General features: G+C 47.1%; 19 protein-coding genes. 3 read left to right on the top strand and 16 right to left on the bottom strand.

Annotation, left to right across the window (positions count from 1 at the left end; translation table 11 throughout):
• Window positions 1–323 precede the first annotated feature (323 nt).
• Window positions 324–1,640, top strand: coding sequence for an ABC transporter substrate-binding protein (locus ABEA66_RS22620; RefSeq protein ID WP_345591026.1), 1,317 nt, complete (start codon window positions 324–326; stop codon window positions 1,638–1,640).
• Between the two features lie 67 nt (window positions 1,641–1,707).
• Here ABEA66_RS22620 and ABEA66_RS22625 read toward each other — a convergent pair whose 3' ends face one another.
• From ABEA66_RS22625 to ABEA66_RS22660, 8 genes are all read right to left on the bottom strand, one after another.
• Window positions 1,708–2,130, bottom strand: coding sequence for a VOC family protein (locus ABEA66_RS22625; protein ID WP_345591028.1), 423 nt, complete (start codon window positions 2,128–2,130; stop codon window positions 1,708–1,710).
• Between the two features lie 76 nt (window positions 2,131–2,206).
• Window positions 2,207–3,019, bottom strand: a complete 813-nt coding sequence (locus tag ABEA66_RS22630; RefSeq protein WP_345591030.1) for a DUF6597 domain-containing transcriptional factor — start codon at window positions 3,017–3,019, stop codon at window positions 2,207–2,209.
• A gap of 73 nt (window positions 3,020–3,092) precedes the next feature.
• The gene (locus tag ABEA66_RS22635) at window positions 3,093–3,674 is read right to left on the bottom strand and encodes an SUKH-3 domain-containing protein (protein WP_345591032.1); all 582 of its coding nucleotides are present in this window, start codon (window positions 3,672–3,674) and stop codon (window positions 3,093–3,095) included.
• Between the two features lie 93 nt (window positions 3,675–3,767).
• Complete coding sequence (locus ABEA66_RS22640) at window positions 3,768–4,895, bottom strand: sensor histidine kinase (protein WP_079909045.1); 1,128 nt, start codon at window positions 4,893–4,895, stop codon at window positions 3,768–3,770.
• Window positions 4,896–5,104: 209 nt separating this feature from the next.
• On the bottom strand, window positions 5,105–5,980 hold the full coding sequence (locus ABEA66_RS22645; RefSeq protein WP_345591035.1) for an AraC family transcriptional regulator: 876 nt from the start codon (window positions 5,978–5,980) through the stop codon (window positions 5,105–5,107).
• 182 nt (window positions 5,981–6,162) lie between these two features.
• Window positions 6,163–8,301 carry an ABC transporter transmembrane domain-containing protein gene (locus ABEA66_RS22650; RefSeq protein ID WP_345591129.1) on the bottom strand — a complete coding sequence of 713 codons (2,139 nt, stop codon included), beginning with the start codon at window positions 8,299–8,301 and terminating at the stop codon, window positions 6,163–6,165.
• A gap of 167 nt (window positions 8,302–8,468) precedes the next feature.
• Window positions 8,469–9,026: a riboflavin biosynthesis intermediates N-glycosidase gene (ybiA, locus tag ABEA66_RS22655; RefSeq protein WP_345591037.1), complete on the bottom strand. Its 558-nt coding sequence runs from the start codon at window positions 9,024–9,026 to the stop codon at window positions 8,469–8,471.
• 225 nt (window positions 9,027–9,251) lie between these two features.
• On the bottom strand, window positions 9,252–9,818 hold the full coding sequence (locus tag ABEA66_RS22660) for a TetR/AcrR family transcriptional regulator (protein WP_345591039.1): 567 nt from the start codon (window positions 9,816–9,818) through the stop codon (window positions 9,252–9,254).
• 226 nt (window positions 9,819–10,044) lie between these two features.
• Between ABEA66_RS22660 and ABEA66_RS22665 the strand changes: the two genes are divergently transcribed.
• The gene (locus tag ABEA66_RS22665) at window positions 10,045–11,031 is read left to right on the top strand and encodes an ABC transporter substrate-binding protein (protein WP_345591041.1); all 987 of its coding nucleotides are present in this window, start codon (window positions 10,045–10,047) and stop codon (window positions 11,029–11,031) included.
• A gap of 422 nt (window positions 11,032–11,453) precedes the next feature.
• On the opposite strand, the gene ABEA66_RS22670 is transcribed toward ABEA66_RS22665, so the two are convergent.
• Window positions 11,454–11,948 (bottom strand): P-loop nucleotide/nucleoside kinase family protein, encoded by a 495-nt coding sequence (locus ABEA66_RS22670; RefSeq protein ID WP_144027763.1) that lies wholly within the window; start codon window positions 11,946–11,948, stop codon window positions 11,454–11,456.
• Window positions 11,949–12,284: 336 nt separating this feature from the next.
• Here ABEA66_RS22670 and ABEA66_RS22675 point away from each other — a divergent pair, with 336 nt between their 5' ends.
• A complete protein-coding gene (locus tag ABEA66_RS22675) occupies window positions 12,285–13,016 on the top strand; it encodes a TylF/MycF family methyltransferase (protein WP_079909037.1) in 732 nt (243 codons plus the stop codon).
• Between the two features lie 103 nt (window positions 13,017–13,119).
• On the opposite strand, the gene ABEA66_RS22680 is transcribed toward ABEA66_RS22675, so the two are convergent.
• From ABEA66_RS22680 to ABEA66_RS22710, 7 genes are all read right to left on the bottom strand, one after another.
• Window positions 13,120–13,617 carry a DUF1854 domain-containing protein gene (locus ABEA66_RS22680; protein WP_345591047.1) on the bottom strand — a complete coding sequence of 166 codons (498 nt, stop codon included), beginning with the start codon at window positions 13,615–13,617 and terminating at the stop codon, window positions 13,120–13,122.
• Window positions 13,617–15,806 carry an ABC transporter ATP-binding protein gene (locus tag ABEA66_RS22685; protein WP_345591049.1) on the bottom strand — a complete coding sequence of 730 codons (2,190 nt, stop codon included), beginning with the start codon at window positions 15,804–15,806 and terminating at the stop codon, window positions 13,617–13,619. Before ABEA66_RS22685 ends, ABEA66_RS22680 begins: the two co-directional genes overlap by 1 nt.
• 469 nt (window positions 15,807–16,275) lie before the next feature.
• Complete coding sequence (locus ABEA66_RS22690) at window positions 16,276–16,671, bottom strand: DoxX family protein (protein ID WP_192701481.1); 396 nt, start codon at window positions 16,669–16,671, stop codon at window positions 16,276–16,278.
• Window positions 16,672–16,775: 104 nt separating this feature from the next.
• Entirely contained in the window at window positions 16,776–17,126 is a 351-nt protein-coding gene (locus ABEA66_RS22695; protein ID WP_192701480.1) for a VOC family protein, read from the bottom strand.
• 51 nt (window positions 17,127–17,177) lie between these two features.
• Window positions 17,178–17,579, bottom strand: a complete 402-nt coding sequence (locus tag ABEA66_RS22700; protein ID WP_345591052.1) for a GNAT family N-acetyltransferase — start codon at window positions 17,577–17,579, stop codon at window positions 17,178–17,180.
• Window positions 17,580–17,585: 6 nt separating this feature from the next.
• The gene (gene thyX / locus ABEA66_RS22705) at window positions 17,586–18,311 is read right to left on the bottom strand and encodes an FAD-dependent thymidylate synthase (RefSeq protein ID WP_345591054.1); all 726 of its coding nucleotides are present in this window, start codon (window positions 18,309–18,311) and stop codon (window positions 17,586–17,588) included.
• A 414-nt stretch (window positions 18,312–18,725) separates the two neighbouring features.
• Window positions 18,726–19,373, bottom strand: a complete 648-nt coding sequence (locus ABEA66_RS22710) for a DUF1266 domain-containing protein (protein ID WP_345591057.1) — start codon at window positions 19,371–19,373, stop codon at window positions 18,726–18,728.
• Between the last annotated feature and the right edge of the window lie 21 nt (window positions 19,374–19,394).

The following is a 19,394-nucleotide window of genomic DNA, read 5'->3' on the forward strand; positions in this document are numbered from 1 at the left end:
AGTTTAGCATACCACCTTGAAAAGAAAAAACCTTCCATAGGGAGCGGAGGTATGGCTGCGGCAAGCACGGTGATTTCTCTTTGTCTGCCCGACGAAATTCAATCCCAAGCCCTGCAAGGAACAGCTTTTTCAAGACCCACCTCAGATTTAATAGCTCCTTCTGCATGATTTGTATTTTGTTCCATATTAAAGTTAGAAAAAGTTACAGTAAGTGGTTGTATGTCCAACTAATTTTCGGAGGTGAGCTAACTAGGAATCCTGTGATCCCACAAATCGAAAATGAAAGGAGTTTTGTCATGTATAGCAGGAGGCTTTCCCTACCTTTGTTGATCGACCTCACCATCGGCGTCCTGTCCGGCTGTAAGGATGTTCCAGCGGTTTCCGAACTAAGCCCACAAACGAACAAAATATCCGAATCCGCGGATAACGAACTGTTTATTTTTACAGGTGATCAATTGTTTAACAAACGCTACACCAAGGAAAAAAACTTTGACAAGCTTATCGGACATTTTATTCGAAAGCGCTTTCCCGAGATCAAGATTAAGCATGTTCAATGGGATAATCCGGGCAGGCGGTACGAGGATTTGATTGCTGCGGGAACGATCCCCGACATTATTCTGGAGGATGCCCGGCGGAACACGTACCGGTCTATCCGCAAGAACAATCTAGAATGGGATATGACCGAGCTGGTCAAAAAGTACAATTTCGATACCGGCAAATTGGATCCGGCCTGGCTCCGTCAATCGGTCAATTCGTCGGACGGAAAGCTGTATTCTCTACCCTTTGAAGGAAGCGATTATTTGCTTTATTACAACAAGGATATCTTTGATAAGTTCGGGGTGGATTACCCTAAACCGGGGATGACGTATGACGAGATCTATGAATTGGCGAAGAAGCTGACTCGTCAGGAAGGCGAAATTACCTATAAAGGCTTTCAGCAGCACCCTGCCTACTACATGACTTATAACCAGCTTTCCGAGCCCGCGCTGGATCCAGAGGAAGATAAGGCTTCCATGGTCTCGGACAAATGGGTAAAGATTGTAGACAATCTCAGGCGGTTTTACGATATTCCCGGCAACCAGTTCACTACGGTGAAGGACTTTCCCCGAGGCCATATGGCTATGGCGGTGGATGTGGAAGAGAGCCTCGTAGGCTGGATGCAGACTAAGAATTTGAATTTCGACGTCACTTCCGTTCCCGTGTTCGCGGAGGCGCCAGAAGCTAAGTACCAGCCCTATTCGGTAGGTGCTTTTATTACGAACCAATCCAAAAAGAAGGATCATGCCTTTCAGGTTATTGCTTATCTTCTTTCGGAAGAAGTTCAAATCGAACGCGCCAAGCAAGGCATCAGTTCTCCCTTACTCAGCCCGGCCGTTCAACAGGCGTACGGGCAAGGCTTGCCGGAGCTGAAAGGTAAAAATCTGCAGTCGTTGTTTGCCTTAAAGAGCGCCATGCCTGCTCCGCGCAAACCGGGTCTGACTTTTATCGATCCCAAAACTTCCTCGGTATTCGAGCCTCTGATCTTTAAGGAGTCGAAGGACAGCCAGACGGCGCTGCGGATGGTTCAGGATCAGATGAACAAAGCGATTCAAGAAGCCAAGGATATGGAAAAGCAGGGCATGGGGAATCCTCACTTATAGAGAACGCAGCGCGGCTGCCGACTCGTGTCTGCAGCCGCATCCTAGTCCTGAGCGGATCATCCGAAGATCAGACTTCAAATTCCCATGCCGGGTTCCAAACGATTTCCCACAAATGATGGTCCGGGTCCATGAAATGACCGGAATAACCTCCCCAGAACGTATCATGCGCAGGATCGGTTATAACAGCTCCGGCCTTATGGGCCAGTTCCATAATTCGGTCCACTTCTTCCTTACTGCCTACATTATGCCCGATCGTCATTTCGGTAGAGCTCGGCGCTGACAATGGAACCTTGGCTTCGTGGGAAAGGTCGCGGCGATTCCAGATGGCTAATTTTACACCCGCCTGCAAATTGAAAAAGGCAACCGCCCCGTGCTCAAATTCCCTGCCTATGATCCCCTGTGTGGGCAATCCCAGACCATCCCGGTAAAAGGTCAACGACCTCTCTAAATCATCTACTCCTAGTGTAAGCACAGATATACTCGGCTTCATTTCGTTATCCTCCATTCCATAGTTATGTTTCTATTATTTCACAGGCCAACCTGGTTTGATTGTAAAAAACGGACAACTACACAAGTACTTCTCCGGGAGTCATTCCATAGAAGCGTTTGAACTGGCGGATAAAATGCGGTTGATCATAGTAGCCGTAGGATAAAGCCATTTCACTGAAAGGGATACGGTTGCCGCCATACCATTCCCGTAATAGATATTGAAACCGAATGATATCTAGCATTTCTTTCGGACTGATCCCCAGCCCTTCCTGAAAGATTCTTCTAACCGTCCGTTCGCTGTAACAAAATTGATCCGCCAAAGCTTGAACCGTCGTGCTGCCCCGATGAGCATAGATGTACTGCATGAAGGTTGGCAGCAGCGAATGGGAAGAGTCGTCTAGGTTCAGCAGCCATGTCTGCAAAATGGACTCAACCTGTTCGATTATCTCGGAAATACCCTCCGATGAATGTACTTCATCTACCCATATTTCTCCTTTCCTTCCCCATAGATCTGTCAGTGGTACGGGATTTCCTGTCAGCTCAGAAACCGGATATCTCAGCAACCGAGATACTTTATCGGAATAAAATCGGATCCCGAACATGGATGTCGGTGCAGATAAGGTCATCGTTTCATAGTTGGTCATGATTCCTACCACGAAGGCACCTTTTGACGTAGAGGTGGCCTGGAGATCCATAATAATGTCTACGCATCCGTCCGGTATGATACGGTGCAAGGCATTACCATTCGCTGCGCAAGTGTGCAAAGTCCAATAACAAGCCACATAAGACTCTAAGCCATTGCCCGGCATATATTCGCGATACTGGTAAGGAGAAGATTCCGAGAATCTGCGTTGAAGGACCGGCGGCTGGATAGGGTAAAACCGTCGCATAGCATTCCCCACCTTATTTTTGATTGGTAAGGTTTGTTTCATTCCTCGATTTGTATACTCCGTGGCATTAACGTTATTGGAAAGGATTCGGCCGTTTTTCGGGAGAAACGCGTTTTCCCCACAGAGTGGAAACTATGACCCTATTTTCTTCGAACAGCGAAGAAAGGACGAGCTCATGCCCGTTTAATTCATGCTCCATGCTTTCTAGCAGATCGTCAAAAACACGGACCACGTCTTCATAATCATGCTTGAAATACAATTTGCCCGATCGCCCGATGGCTGCAACGGCAGGATAGTAATAGCCCGATTCGCCTAAACAGAAGCAGTCCTCTTGAGCAAATTTCACTATGTCATGATAATCTAACGTTGAAGTTAGCTCCTCAAGAGCATCCGGCGTGAAATCAAACGTATAATCGTACCAGGAATCGGAGAATGAAGAATCTTGGTTATGATGATATTTGAAATAGACGGTGTCATCAATGCCGGCAAACTCTTGCAGAAAAGCCTTGGCGCTATCAAATAATTCAATGCCTTGTTCGTTGCAGCGGCGTTCAAAGCCCGAAATATCTACGTGCCTGCCTTCATGCCAACCCGCTTTTTTCAGCAGCAATATCATTTGCTCCCTCTTGTTCGGTTTCTTCATGCCTTGTTCCATCTGTCCTCCTCCCCGACTCTATGAAAAGCATTGCTAGACTTTTCAAAGCCGACTTTCACCGGGTTACCTTCATCAAGGATTTGCCCTTTTAATTCATTCCTGACGAGAATTGGCCTTGGGCCCTGATGCTGAGCCTTCCGCAGGCAATCGCACCTCAAATAACGTACGGATCAGGCTGCTTTGGGCTGAAATGGTTCCATGATGCTTAACGACGATGTTTTTTGCAATGAATAAGCCAAGCCCTGTACTTCCTTCTTGATGGGTTCTTGCTTTGTCTCCGGTATAAAACATATCAAAGATATGTGGCAGCTCGTCTGACGGGACAGGATCACCGTAATTTACGACTTGAACAACCACTTCCTTCTCTTCCTTATGGCCTATAATATCGATGAACTTTCCGTCTTTCCCGTACCGTACGGCATTCGTCAGTAGATTCTCGAACACTCGCGCGAGCATGTCACCGTCCCCCCTAATGTTGAGACCCGGAGCCACTTCCAAACGGGTGATCAGGTTGTTTTTCTCAAAGAGAGGGTACAGCTCCTCGTTCATTTGGCTGAGCAGCTCACTTAGATCAAGCGGATTCATCTCGATCGTCAGCTTGCCGTAGTTCATTCTGGTCACCTCGAACAGCTCGTCAATCAGCTTCTCTAGCCGCTGCGACTTGGTGAAAGCAATGCTCGTATAATGCTGCACTTGTTCCTGGCTCAGCTGATCATCCTTCAGAATAAAATCCAGATACCCTAGCACGGAGGTAAGAGGCGTACGCAAATCGTGGGCCAGATTCAGGATTAACTGCTCCTTGCTCGTTTCCGCGAAATCTCCTCTCTCCACCGCCTGCTTTAGCTTTTCGCTCGCCAGATTGATGTCTCTGGCAATATCCCCGAACTCATCATTGGTCGGAATATAAATTCGACTGTTAAAGTCACCATTAGCCAGCTGGTAAATACCGTTCGAAATTTCGTGAAAATACATGGCGTATCGTTTGGTCAGAAGAAAGAAAAATAAGACCGAAAGGGGGACAAAAATAAGCAAGAAGCAGTTTATATCGCCTACCTCTCTCATGAAAAAACGAACCTTTGTCAAAGGATCTTCATACTTGGTCGTGTGGTAATACATTTGTAGAATTTTATAGAGCAAATAAGTTATACTTCCGGAAAATAACATGCTCAGGCCAAACAGCAGGATCATTTTCGAGCGGAAGCTGCGAATCATTTCAGCCATGAAATCAAAGGTTCACTCCCCAAGCGGAACCGAAAATGGATGAAGCCTATTCCTTCCGCATTTTCTAAAAAATCGTGGTTATGCTTATTGTATCGAATTGGCAGCAAAAAAGACACTTCAATGAAGAACCGCAACAAAAAGAGGATATGGATAAGTTTTCCTCAATAGGAAACTCCATATCCTTCATGATGGGGTGAAGCTGCTATCGTTTAGGCTCTTTTGACGACGGGAATCCAGATTTCACTTTTATAATTCGGGGAAGAGGTATCTTTATGCTCGTTCCACAGAATTTCCGGACCCTCGGTCAGCTCATAGCTGGAGGATGGAAACCATTCGGAATAGATGCGGCCCCAGATTTGCTGGAGCGTTTGTGGGAACGGGCCGACAGCTTCAAAAACCGCCCAGGTCGTTGCAGACACCTCGAGCGCCTCCCAATGAGCCGGACATTGCTGTGTCGTTGCCACGCCGATATAATGGTCCAGCTCCCCCTTCTCTTCCATCCGGCCTTCGGCAAAGTTCACGGACGCGCTAATCAAGCCCGATGGCGTTACATTGGAAAGCCGTTTCAGCTCGGCAATGGACTCCAGGGTCAAGCTCTTCCACATAGATGCAATCTCCGGGTTAACCCCATGAAATTGGATGGGAACTCTCTTCTTCAGCCCGACAATACGAAAAGCCTCTTTCTCTTCCAGACGGTAGTTCATTTCGCTTCCTCCTTGAACAGTAAGTTGAAAGGACATGCGGGGAAACGCCTTTAACGACTGGCCTTTATTTCTTGCTTCCGACGGCGTAATGCCATGCAGACTTTGAAAGGCTCTTGCAAATGAATCCGCTGAATCGTATCCATATTGAATGGCGATATCGATGACTCTGGCCTGGCTGTTCGTGAGCTCCAATGCGGCAAGAGTAAGCCGTCTGCGCCGGATATACTCAGACAGCGATACACCGGCAAGGAATGAGAACATTCTTCGAAAATGATATTCTGAGCAATACGCCAGCCTGCATACTTCCTGAAAGTCAATCTCATCTGCAAGATGCTCCTCAATATAGCTCAACGCTTTGTTCATATGGTCTAGCACGTTCATCGGCTTCCCCTCCTTCACATCTAGATTAGCAGATGCTTTCTTCAACCATCCGACATTTCATGCACAACATCATCGGCGGGCTTTTTATGATCTCCATTCCAATTGAACCATGCCCCTTCAACGGATAAATAAGAGACCCCACCTTGCAAAAGATGGGGTTATCTTGATGGCTTTGCTTTAGATCACATGCGCTGCAGAAGGGTCCTCTCCAATGTTTGAAGCATTTGCGGGTAGAGCTTGGTTAACTGATGAAACTCTTCACGTCGTACGGATAGTAAGACGGCAGGACTTATGGAGCGAACGGTCGCATTACGGGGACTGTTAGTAAGCAATGCAATTTCGCCGAAATGATCGCCATCCTGGAGAACCGCAACCCGCTTGTTCCCTTCGCCGTCCACATGCTTCAAGATCTCCACCGAGCCTCGAACGATGATGTAACACTTGGCTCCCTCTTCGCCTTGACGAATGATCGTCTCCCCTTCCGGGATTCTTTCGGTTATAAATAATGGAGCTATGCTTTGGAGCAGCTCCACCCCAATTCCTTCGAAGAACGGAAGCTTGGACAGTCTTTCCGCATCCACCGTAACGCTAAGTCCATCCTGCGACAAATGGAAGCCATGCTGCTTCTCCCACAACGTCAGATAGGTCCCCTGAAGCTGGAGAAGCTCCTGGTGAGTCCCGGATTCAACAATCTGTCCCCGCTCGAATACATAGATCCGATCGGCATGGATGACGGATGCGAGCCGATGGGTAACCGAGACGATGGTCATCTCCCCGCGCAGCTGCTGAATCAGCTGATTGATGTCTGCTTCCGTGGCCGGGTCCAGCGCGGACGTGACCTCATCAAGCAGAAGCAGCTTCGGCCGCCTAAGTAGTGCCCTTGCAACAGCCATACGCTGCCGCTCACCGCCGGACAAGGTCCCGCCTTCTTGATGAATCCATGTATCATATCCCTCTGGCCATGCGGAAATGACGTCGTGAATTTTGGCCCTTCGAGCGGCTTCCATCATTTCTTCACCGGAAACATTCTCGCCGTCCAGCACCAGATTATCACGAACCGTTGTATGAAATAAAAACGTATCCTGGGATACAAGCGTAGACAGCTTGCGTAAAGAACTCTCGCTCACCAATCTTATATCATGACCATCAATAGAGATGATTCCTTGCTTAGGATCGAAGTAACGTGATAGGAGTTGTAAGGCCGTGCTCTTACCGGACCCGCTCGACCCGACAAAAGCGACGTAGGCCCCCGCCTCGATATGCAGGCTTATCTCTTTTAATTGAAGGCTGTGATCATCGTAGCCAAAGGTAACCCGATCCATACGAACGGATGGTACAGTTATAGGAAGGTCTATCGGCTTGGCTGCTTCGATGACTTCGGCACGTTCGTTGAACAGGTCACCGATACGCCGGAAGCTGATCTGCGATTCAATCCAGTTAGGGAGCAAATAAGTCAGGTTGGACATGGATTGCCCGACATTCATAAATAAGGTGAAAAAGGCCATAAAGCCCCCAACTGTCATCTCGTCATGGAAGATCAAATAACCGCCGAAGCCAATCATAGTGCCGTTCAAAATAAGCAGCGTCGTTAAAGGCAGACGTTCCATGATGGAATTGGTTAGGTGCAGTTTGAACCCCAAGGTAAGCAGCTCTTGAATCTGCTTGGCCGCCAGTGCCTTGAACCGATTGTGCAAGTGCAGCCCTTTTATCGTTTTATGGCCTTTAACCATCTCATCAATAGTGTTAGAGAATCGCTCCTGTGCTTCCTTAAAGCGGATATTCGCATGCTCCGCCCTGTGCTGCATCCATCTGGGACCAACAATCATGAGCATAGAGCCAACAAGAACAGCAAGCGTCAGTTTCCATTCAATTGATAACAGCAAAACAATTCCGAGCATTACACTCATAGCTTCCCTTAATAGCAGCGGCATCACCCCGCGGATGACCCGTTCTATAGAACCCATATCCGAAGCAAAGCGGGTTACCAAGTCACCGACACGGTACTTCTGATAAAAGGGCAGCGATTGCAGCTGCACATGGTGGAACAGCTTCATTCTCAGGCCGCGAATCATCTCTCCGCTCAGCCTGCCCAAGGATAGATCCCCGCTTAACCCTGCTGCAATGTTCAACAAGCCCCCGCCAACCAAAATACCCAAAATGATAAGAAATACACGAGGATTTTTGGGAATAAATGCATCATCTACCATATATTTAAGACTCAGAGGCGCCGCTACTGCATAGGCGACTTCTATGATTATACTGAGAATAAAGATTACGCTCAGCAGCTTATATTTCATTACATACTGCAGTAATGTGGACATAACGTTCAATCTGGATCGCGCCTCCCCGTTATACTAGATTACCGCAGTTTAAACTGGCTGTAAACGGTATTACAGGTAATGATAGGACGATGGCTGCCGGAATTACTGTATGAAAAAGAAAAAGATCTTTGCAGACTAGCACAAAGATCGGGTTTGATGGCCATGATTTACACTAATTGCTTAGACAATTGGTCCCGCACCTCGGTTAATGCAAATCCGAGCAAATTTTTGCCTTGCCAATTCATTGGATTATGCGCACGGGGATCATCCTTGGCTAGCCCGATTCCCCAGATCCGGTCGACGGGGCTTGCTTCCACCAAGATTCGATTGCCTGTTGTTTTCATATAATTCCAAAGCTCCGGATTTTGCTCAAACTTCGCCATATTCCCGCGCTTAACAATCTCATAGCATCGACTGTCCCAAACCCTGGAATCAAAAGATTTGACTGCCCGGCCGTACGCTTTCATCTCCTTCGGATAGATTGTGTTCATTATGGCTTCTAGCATGTTATTGTCTCCGAATAATCGCGCCTTCTCCGCCATCATATACTGCTCTGTACAGCAGTAGGTCACATCTTCCACAGTAAAATGGCTGCTCCACCACTGGCTAAAGCAGCTTGCATTCACAGTGCCGTTTGCCGCCGGAGTATGCCCCCAGAAGAACACGAACTTTGGCTTTTCCCCTGCTTGCCAAGCCTTTTGTAAATCCTCCATATTGTAGATCATCAAATCTCCACTCCCTTGCCATAACTCGATCGACCTGCTGTCCCTATTTCTCAACAAACACTAGCACTAATGAAACAGTTCTATTCAATTTATGGAAATTTATTATTTCTAAATTGTTATTATCATATTGTTAATATCAAAATATAGGATTTGGCGAGTTTTGTCAACAGGTTTACACCGCATTTTTCCATTGGCTCAATAAATCCAAACATAATCACCTTAGATCTATAGATGCTTCCGAATCGAATCGGTGAAATGACTTACCATCCGTCCGATTTCCTCCGGCGCCAGGTGAAATTGATTCAATGTCCACTCCATCAGCATCATATGAACCACAGAGGATAGCGACTTATGGGCATAGAACCGGTAGGCACCTTCAGTGACCTCGGTGTTCCCCTGTATCGTTTGTTCGTACAACTCGTCAAAAAAATCGCATATGCTTTTATACATAAGCTGTCTGATTTTGCGGTCCTTTAATTCAATGTTATGCAGCAGCGAGGAAGGAGCATTGGCTTTCCAATGACGGAACAGAGTGACGAACATCTCCTCGTCGAAAGCAGCCGGCTTTGCTGCGTTATCCCGCATTTCCTTCCATAATCCATGCAGGTATTGAAGGAGAATCTCATCCTTGTCCTGGTAGTTCCGGTAAAAGGTTTGTCTGGCAAGCCCGGCTCTTTCTGTAATTTCTGTTACCGATATCATGGAATAGGGCTTCTTCTCCATAAGCTGGAATAAAGCCGTTTGCATCCATTCCTGTGACCGTAAAGCCTGTTTGCCGGTTTGTTCATTCAAAGTGTGACACTTCCCCTTATCTGTCCATTTTGATAAAAATCCATGCAGCAAGCATTGCGTGATCATTATTTTTATATTAATGTTACAACTATACCATAAGTTACACGTGTAACCTTGTGCTTTTTCGTAAACGACTGTTCCGTTAATCCAAGGGCTTCGTCTGCGTATTTTTAAATGATAATGATTATCATTATAAATTAAAAGGAAATGAAAGGGGATTTTTCAGTTGTTACGATCAAAAAAATGGGTGTCGCTAACCATCATTCTTGTCTTGTCCTTGCTGCTTTCAGCCTGCGGCACCCCATCAAGTCCGACAGCAACCAAAGCACCTGAAGACAACAAAGCTGCATCATCCACGCCGGTTACACGTACGGTCAAGCATGCTATGGGAGAAACGGCCATTACCGGTACCCCCCAGCGCATAGTCGTGTTGACGAACCAGGGAACGGAATCCTTGCTCGAGCTTGGGATCAAGCCAGTCGGGGCTGTTAAATCGTGGATTGGTGATCCGTGGTTCGACCATATCAAGGACCAAATGACCGGGGTTCAGGTTGTAGGGGACGAAACCCAGCCGAATCTGGAGCTTATTGCAAGTCTCAAGCCGGACCTCATCCTCGGAACCAAGGTTCGTCAGGAAAAGGTGTACCCTCAGCTATCCAGCATAGCTCCTACCGTGTTTACAGAAAATCTCGGCGACAGCATGGTTGAGAATTTCAAGCTGTATGCTCAAGCCTTAAATAAGGAAGCGGAAGGCAAAGCAAGCCTCGACAGCTATAACCAAGCGATCCAGCAGGCCAAAGCGGCGCTTGGCGATAAAACAAAAATGCGCATTTCATTGGCGCGTTTCCAGCCTGGAAAGGTTCGCGTCTATTACAAAAATAATTTTGCCGGCGTCATATTGGAACAGCTGGGCTTTGCGCGCCCTGAGTCGCAAGATAAAAATGATTTCTCCGCCGATATTACTACGGAGCAAATGTCGGTGCTGGATGGTGATGTATTCTTCTATTTCACTTCCGATCGTGAAGGAGAAACCGGGGCAACCAAGACAGCTGAAGAATGGCTGAATAGTCCTCTCGGCAAAAACCTGAACGTCGTCAAAAAGCAGCGGGCCTTCAATGTCAATGAGCCTATATGGAACACATCCGGCGGCATCCTGGCAGCGAAGCTGTTAATAAAGGATATTACAACCAGATTCGAAAAGCTGAGCCTTTGATTTCCTACAACCCAGGCTTTCTTCGTGGGAATATTCTTCTCATCGAAGAAAGCTTTTTTTCTTGGCAATGTTGTCGGTTAAAAACAAAATAAAACTGCCTTTTTTTAACAAGGCGGCTGAGTTTGTCGAGAAACCTGAAAAATGGCTTCGGTACTCCAGTAGGGTGTCCCCTCCGGACATTGTTGTTCTCGGGAAATGTTGATTATAATCGCTATACAGCGGTGATTTCCGAGCACAAAAGCGAACGCTATCGCTCCTCCAGGAGATACCCCACCTATTGCCTTTCGCATTTTTCTGTACGATAGGGTTTCTCGACAGCCTGACCGTTTTTTTTAACAAGGAGGTTTGATTAACTATCTTATCCCTCAACCTTATCCTCTGTATCCCTTTTGCGATCATCCCATTTACTTAAGACGTATCGTTTAATTTGCTCTGCCACTTGTGAGGGGGGGGGTTGATGTAGTATCAATCGTGGGCATGGGCGGGTTGTATGCTGTTTCTGCGTTATGAATTAGCCACTGAGCAAATTCTTCATGCTCCTTTAGCTTATCCTCAGTCCAAATTGCTTTATCAGCCCGGTTACGCAAACGGTGGTTACGGGTAGCATCGTCACAATGTAAGTTAATAAAGCATACTTCACTGAATTTACTGTAAGTATCACACTTCTCAGCTGCCCAAGGCAGCAGCGTGCCGCAAATGATTGTTCCTCTTCCGGATTTTGCAACCGCATTGGCAAAATGAAACAAAATGTTAAACCTATCCTGGTGTCCCAGCTTGGAGGCTGTTGTTCCGAAATTATCAAGATCCGTGCTAAATACGTCAAACTCTGGCATTATAGTGCGCAGCTCTTGCATAACCGTTGTTTTTCCAACACCACTCGCTCCAGTGACAATAAACAATGGAATTTTATTCATCATATGCCCCCCCTAATAATTACATAAATATATATTATATCCATAGTCTATCTTCTGAAAGGTAAGGTTTGATTTAAGCTATTCATTCCATTCCCTATGCTTGGGTGATGCTCTCCAAATATACCAATCGGCTTAACAACTGCTGACAATATTTCATTTCTCCTTGCAGAGGCTCTCCGGATTATGACAAGTTCTCCGGCAAGCCTTTTTATGTTTGGTATCGTTTCCCGTCAATCAGCATAGCTTTTTGTGACTTTATACGGCAATAGCTTATACACATTTGGAAATAACGAATATATTGGTTTTATCGTAGCGAAATGTGGAGAGGATGTTGCCTGCATGACCGCTGTTTCAGCACAAGAGCTTTACTTGGAATTATTAAAGAAAACCATTTTATATGAAATATGGATCGAGCATGAACAAGGGGCTACCCCGGAGAACCGAAGACAAGGGCTTGATTGGCCTGCTATAGCTCACAGTATGATAGGCCGAATCCGGATGGACCAATTGCATGAATGCATGAAGTCGGTCATCGCTGATAACATTGAGGGAGATTTTATTGAAACGGGTGTCTGGCGAGGCGGCTCCTGTATCTTTATGAGGGGGTTCCTCAAAGCCTACGGTATTACAGACCGAACCGTATGGGTTGCCGATTCCTTCGAAGGTCTGCCTGCCCCGGACCTCGTAAATTATCCTGTAGATGAAGGCGCCATCTTCCATACCATTGACTACCTGAAGGTATCCCTTTATGAGGTTTCCAGCAACTTCCACAAATATGATCTCCTCGACCAGCAGGTTCGCTTCCTCAAAGGATGGTTTAAAGACACCTTACCTACTGCACCCATCGAAAAGCTGGCTATTGCCAGATTGGACGGAGATATGTATTCGTCTACGATGCAAAGCCTAACTAGCCTCTATCCAAAACTGTCTGTCGGCGGCTACCTTATTATTGATGATTACGGCTTACCCAACTGCGCGGCAGCCGTTCACGACTTTAGGGCACAGTATAACATCGTCGAACCTATTGTCCCTATTGATTATTATGGCGTGTATTGGAGAAAATCGAGATAACACCTACCAGGAAATGGAAGGATAATCAACGTGAAAGAATGCAAAATGTAAAAGCTATTGCCTCCTTAAAAAGAGCAATAGCTTTTTGGCATTTGAACCTGACCTACAATATTTTGCTCCACTGCTTACGGCTATGCGAGTCCAATGCGTTGATATCCTCAATCTCGCAGCGGCGGCCCTCAATGTCGGAGATTAAATAGCGTCCCGGTGCAGGTGATTGGAGATGCTCATGAAGATTGCGCAGAGCCAGTGTCATCGGTCCTAGCGTGGTCTCCACCTTCCAAATCCATAATGCCGGCTTCTGGGCTATTTTCTCAATATGAGTAATTCGGGGAATCAAATACCGCAGATTCAACTCCCTCTCTGCCTCTTCCCTACTGCCCGCTTCAAGCTCGCTAAGCTTATGAATGATGCCGATTTCTTCCTCTTTGGGGGTGCGTACGGAGATGTATTCAGTCGGCCTTGAGAACGGGTAGGCGCGGTATAAGAGAACTTCCGGATATTCTACCCCATCGATAACAGCCTGCAGGACGCCTCCCGCGCTTCTTCCGAGCCAGACGTTACGGGAATCCAGCAGAACAATTTCATATGGATCACGCATCAGCTCTGCACCCCCTTAATTTTGGACAGCTCTCTCTGGGCTTCTACCAGCTTGTAATAGGCTCCCTTTTTTTCAATCAATTGCTCATGGGTACCTATCTCGACAATTTGTCCTTTATCCAGTACAACAAGCCTGTCAGCGTTTCTTAACGTAGAAAGCCTGTGGGCAATCGCAAACGTGGTGCGACCCTTTACAAGGCGGGAAATGGCTTCCTGAATCTGCCTTTCGGTCTCGGTATCGACCGAAGCTGTCGCTTCGTCCAGAATAAGGATCCGCGGATCATGCACAATGGCTCTCGCAATGGCGATACGCTGCTTTTCACCACCGGAAAGACGATGCCCCCGCTCCCCTACCTTCGTATCGTAGCCATCGGGCAGCCGGACGATAAAATCGTGGGCATTGGCGATTTTGGCCGCTCTCATGATCTCTTCCGGCGTAGCATCCGGCTTGGAATAGGCAATGTTCTCCGTGATGGTCCCATCGAACAGAAAGGTCTCCTGCAGGACCACGCCGATTTTTTTCCGCAGATCCTCCTGCTTAATCTTCTTAAGCGGAATCCCATCTATTGTAATATGTCCCTGGTTCGGATCATAGAAGCGGCAGATCATATTGATTAACGTTGATTTCCCTGCACCGGAATGACCGACCAAACCGATCATCTCGCCGGGGGCTACGTTCAGGTCGATATTTTTCAATACCGGATGATGAGCCTCGTAGCCGTAAGATACTTGATGAAGCACCACTCGCCCCTCTACCCAATCCATCAGAACCGGCTCTATATCGTCCGGTACATCCGACGGCGTATCCATAATCTCGAAAACGCGGTCTGCGGCAGCCATTGCTCTGCTGGTCCAGTTCAACGCTTGACTGAACCATTGAAGCGGTCCGAACAGCATGCCGAGATAAGCGGTAAAAGCCATCAAGGTACCGAGCGAAATCTCATCGCGGAGCACCATCCAGCCTCCAAAATACCACACCAATATAGCGCCAGAGGTCGAGATCAGGGCAAATAAAGGAAATACCCCCTGCCACATGCCGTCGGCACGAATATTTTGCTCGACCAAATCCTTATTGGCATCACCGTATCGTCTCATCTCCGTCGGCTCTTGACCAAACGCTTTCACGACGCGAATCCCCTGAAGCGCATCACCCACCAGCATATTTAGCCGATTAATGGCTCTCCAATGCCTATACCAACGTGCGCGGATCGTCGGCCAAATGATCATGGAGGTTATGACGATCAGTGGAGTAGGAATAATCGCATAAATGGCAAGCTTCCAATCCAGGCTGGCCATCATCGTAATGATCGCGGCGAGCATCAGCACCTGGCCTGTAATCCACATGACTCCGTCCGTTAAAAATTGCCGCATGGCCTCTGCATCGCTGTTAACCCGGCCGATAAACTGCGAGGTTTGTCTGCGATCGAAGAACCCAAGAGACAGCCGCATGAGCGAGGAATAAATATCTTTGCGGATATCCCCCATCAGCTTGCCTCCGACCCATACTCCCATATAGCCCCTGAGGGTTTGCATCAAGGACAGCATGACTCTGGCTCCTGCAAGTCCAAGCACAAACCAGAGAAGCGCGAGTCCGAAGCTCTTGGGCTGCAGCACATCGTCCACTATGATCTTGGTAAGAAATGGCGGTATTAGCTCCATTAGAGTCGCCGCAACCAGCATTAGCGCAGCCGTTGTCATCTGTACGCGGTAAGGCTTCGCATAGCTGAGAAGCCTCGCAGCCACCTTGCCTTTATCGGTACAGACGGAGCATACCTGCGTTCCCTCGAGCAAAGGCGTTCCGCATTGGGAGCATCTTCTGGGCAAATCCTTCACGGATGCCACTGGAAGCTCCTCTTGGTTTGACAGCGCTTTAATCAGCTTCGCTGCGAATCCGAATTTTCCCGCATGGCTGGAGGTATAACGGATAAGGGCTGCCGGCCCTTTTGCCGTATCGGCAATTAAGGTGCCACCTCCTATCGCCGACACAAGACGGCACTCGGTTATCCCCGAGATGGGCAACTCCTTAAGACCCACTCCTTGCGCATTGAAAACCCTTACTTCATCATCCATAACAATGAGCCAACGCTCACCGTAATGACCTTCCTCATCCACATCAGCCAACGCGGCGAATAAGGGCTGTGCCGGCAGACTGGCTTCAATGGCCTGCGGAAGCTTTTCCAAAATGGACATGAATTCTTCTCTCCTTTACCTGAGCGCATCTGGTTTGAAACCGATTCTGATGTCTCTGCGGGGAGCTAATCTTCGAATCGCTGAGAGTCATTGACTCCTCTGACCTTACTTATCTTATGATGCCGGCTTGCAAAATACCAAGGGAAAGATCGCTTATAACAAAATATCCCAAGCAAATAACAAACATACGTTCCCCATCGAGTATTTTAACAAAACGCCTTAGGGTTGTAAACCATTATTTTCCTTATCTTCTTAATTAGTGCATCATGAAGCCCTATGCATGACCCACGCCTTATGGAATAATAAGGGAAATATGTCTAACTGTCGGGAGGATAAAAATGCATTAGGGAGAGCCCCCCTATCCGCTTCGTAATAGTGATATAAATAATGCTCGTTCATGGCAAGCTCCCCTTTGTTAATGGTAACTATCTGCAAAAAGGACCTCTCCAAAGGAGGGTCCTTAAGCTTTTTATGCTTGAATGAAAGGAAGAAGCTTTCGCACTTTGTCATCCCTTAACCAAATGCCGCCCCAGGTCAGAACTGCCAGATAGATAGGGAATAAAGTATGGGTGAACAGAGGCGCATCCATCCGTATATGTGTCGCAACCACACCGCCAAAATAAGCGGTCAGCAGCAATGCACCCAAAACCGATGTGCGCGGGATCGCGTATAAAATAGTCGGAATCAGCCCCAAAATTCCTATTACCATAATATGATGCTCGGCATAGCCCAGCGTGACGGTTCCTTCAATAACCGGAGCTGGCTTGATCAATTTGAACACACCGTCAAACAGCATAAACAGAATCGTTACCCAGCTCAAGATTCTTCCCGTCCACAGCCGGCCTTTTGAGATCGTTACATTCATGGTCATCAACCTCTCTTACAATTTTGATAAACCCATCATAGCATGCAACTATCGTCCGTATTTCTTATGGATTGCGGTTTTTAAGAATCAGGGCAAAAGTCCACTTAAGTATGAGTGAGTATATTAATCAGTTTGCCGAACGGATCCCTGACATAAAAGCGGCGGACACCCCAAGGTTCATTGGCAGGCCCGTATTCAATACGAAATCCCGCTTCCTTCATCAGGCCATAAGCAGCATCAACATCATCGACCTCAATGGATAAATCAGGCGTTGGTGTCGAGGAGCCCCCTGAGGATGCAACACTAATCTGAACATTCATCTCCTGATTGGATCCATAGGTCGCAATCCAGCCATGATCCATCCATAAATCAAGACCAAGAATGTCGTGATAAAAGCTCTTGGCCGCAGCAATATCCTGAGCAGCTATATTGGCTACAATACGTTTGACGATCATTCCCATCACCAGCCTCCATTCAATGGCAACTTCGTATGAACCTAGGGCACTCTAGTTTTTCTTCCTTTTTATTACAAAGGCCTTGTCGGCCCGTTCAAAGCCTATTTTTTCATAAAATCCGACTGCCTTGGGAGCCGAGGTCAGCACATACTGAATTTCTTCTTCCCCCAGCTTCTTTTTTAACCTCTCGATAAGCTGTCTGCCGATCCCCATTCCCTGATAGTCGCGGTCTACAGCCAAGTCCGAAATATAGCAGCAGTACGCATAGTCAGTTACCGCTCTAACTATACCGACTAGCTTGCCATCCCTTACGGTCAATATTTCATCCGCATGAGCTATCATCCGTTGAATCCGTTCCAAATCATCAATCGGCCTGCGAATACCGGAACTCCTGAATAGCTCCGCGACCTCTACAGCGGAACATTCCTCATTATCTTGGAAGCTTAGCTCCATCCCTGATCACTCCTGGCCGGTATCAGTATGTTGCTGCATTAGTTCTGCTACGGAATAAGGAAATAACGGCTTACTCAGCTCCAAAATAGCTTTTGCATATTCCTGTATTTCCTTCTGAGCGTCATGCTCCAGCCTTTGATTCAGAAAATGACACACGGATTGCAAAGAAGCCGTCCAATACCAACGAACATACATACCGTACGATGGCAAAAATAACCGTGCCTGCTCTGCACATACTCCGTTATTGAGCGCCTCTTCATATTTTTGAATGCCCAGCTCGATAATATCGATTAATTGCTGTGTCAGCTTCATGCCGATTTCTTTATCTATCGGTTCGCCGCTTCCTTGCTTGGAATTAGCCGGCTTGCTTCTCCATTCTTCATCCCCGGGAATATAGAAGGTCGGCTCCTCCGTAATATATCTTCGACTGGATTCATTCCAGCCTTCCAGGCTGTCACCCGTCCCTTCCATATGAGCGGAACCGACAACATACTTCCACCATTGTCTAGCCACCATTAACGGGGCGTAGACCTCAAACTGCAGCATTACATGTCTGAAAGGCGACGTGTGGCCCTCTCTTGCCAAAAATTGAAGTAACCGGATATCCTTAGGCTCCAGCTCCTTCGATTCTTTGGCATACGACACGCGCGCTGCGTTCACGACCGATAAATCCGATCCCATATGATTAACAAGCCTTACGTAACCTTTATCCAGCACTTGAATAAACGACATGAAAATATGCATCTCCTTCTAGAAGGGTTGATAAGTCATGAATAATCGATGTCAGAACAGGGAGATTATACCATACTCTTCTTGCTTTGTGTCCATGCTTTCTTTTATCTCCATCTTGTCTTTCCTTTCCTATTTTCCCAAAAAACAAAGAGAGGCGGCAATCCGCCTCCCTGGTTGTTGAGGAACTTTATCATACGAAAAATGCAAAAGGTTATAGGTGGGGTGTCCACTGTAGGAGCGATAGCGTTCGCCTTTGTTCTCGGGAAATTCCCGCTATATGGCGAATATAATCAAAATTTCCCGAGAACAACAGCGACCGGAGGGGGATACCCTACCGGGGTACCGACGCAATTTTTCAAGCCCCACAGTTTTTTCAACAAACCCAGAAGGTAACCCGCCTCCTTTGTTCCCCCGCTACTTTAAAATCGCCTGCCGCAAGGGACTGTAATCAGACACCAGCAGCTTAGTGATAATTGCCCGGTTTTCGCTGATATAATCGCTGCTTTGAAGCGTGGAATTAAAAGCGCCGCCAACAGTAAAGCTGATCAGATAGTCTTTCCAATTCGAATACTGACTTTTGACCAATTGGATAATGTCTCCTATATAAGTCCATTTTTCATCCTCGGTTAAATAATCCATCTTATGTCCCGCGCAGCATTTAAAGACAGCCCACGTATAGTCGTTCGCCGCTATACCTCCAGCGGGCATTCTCCCAAGATAGCTGTTTACGATGGACAGCTTAAAGCTTTGAGCCGTATCCCCTTTTTGCGATTCCAAATACCGCATTCTGTCCTGTTCCGAAAGGGAAGACAGCAGCAGGGTCATATCATCAAATTCTTTTCTTTGACCCGTTGCTATGGACCATTCTATATTCTGCTTAAGCTCGTCCGAGCTTCCGACCCCCCAGTGGGCGAACATGTTGCGCATAAAGCTTCTTTTCGAATAAATCCATTCTGGGTTCTGTACATGGTAGTCTCCGTCCCGCCCTACAATGCACATGGCTGTCAAAGCCTCTACATAAGGCTGGGAAGCTAATTTGATTTGCTCAGCACCAGGGTTCATTGTTGATCCTCTCTTTTTATT

This window comes from Paenibacillus vulneris, assembly GCF_039543185.1.
GTDB classification, from domain to species: domain Bacteria; phylum Bacillota; class Bacilli; order Paenibacillales; family NBRC-103111; genus Paenibacillus_S; species Paenibacillus_S vulneris.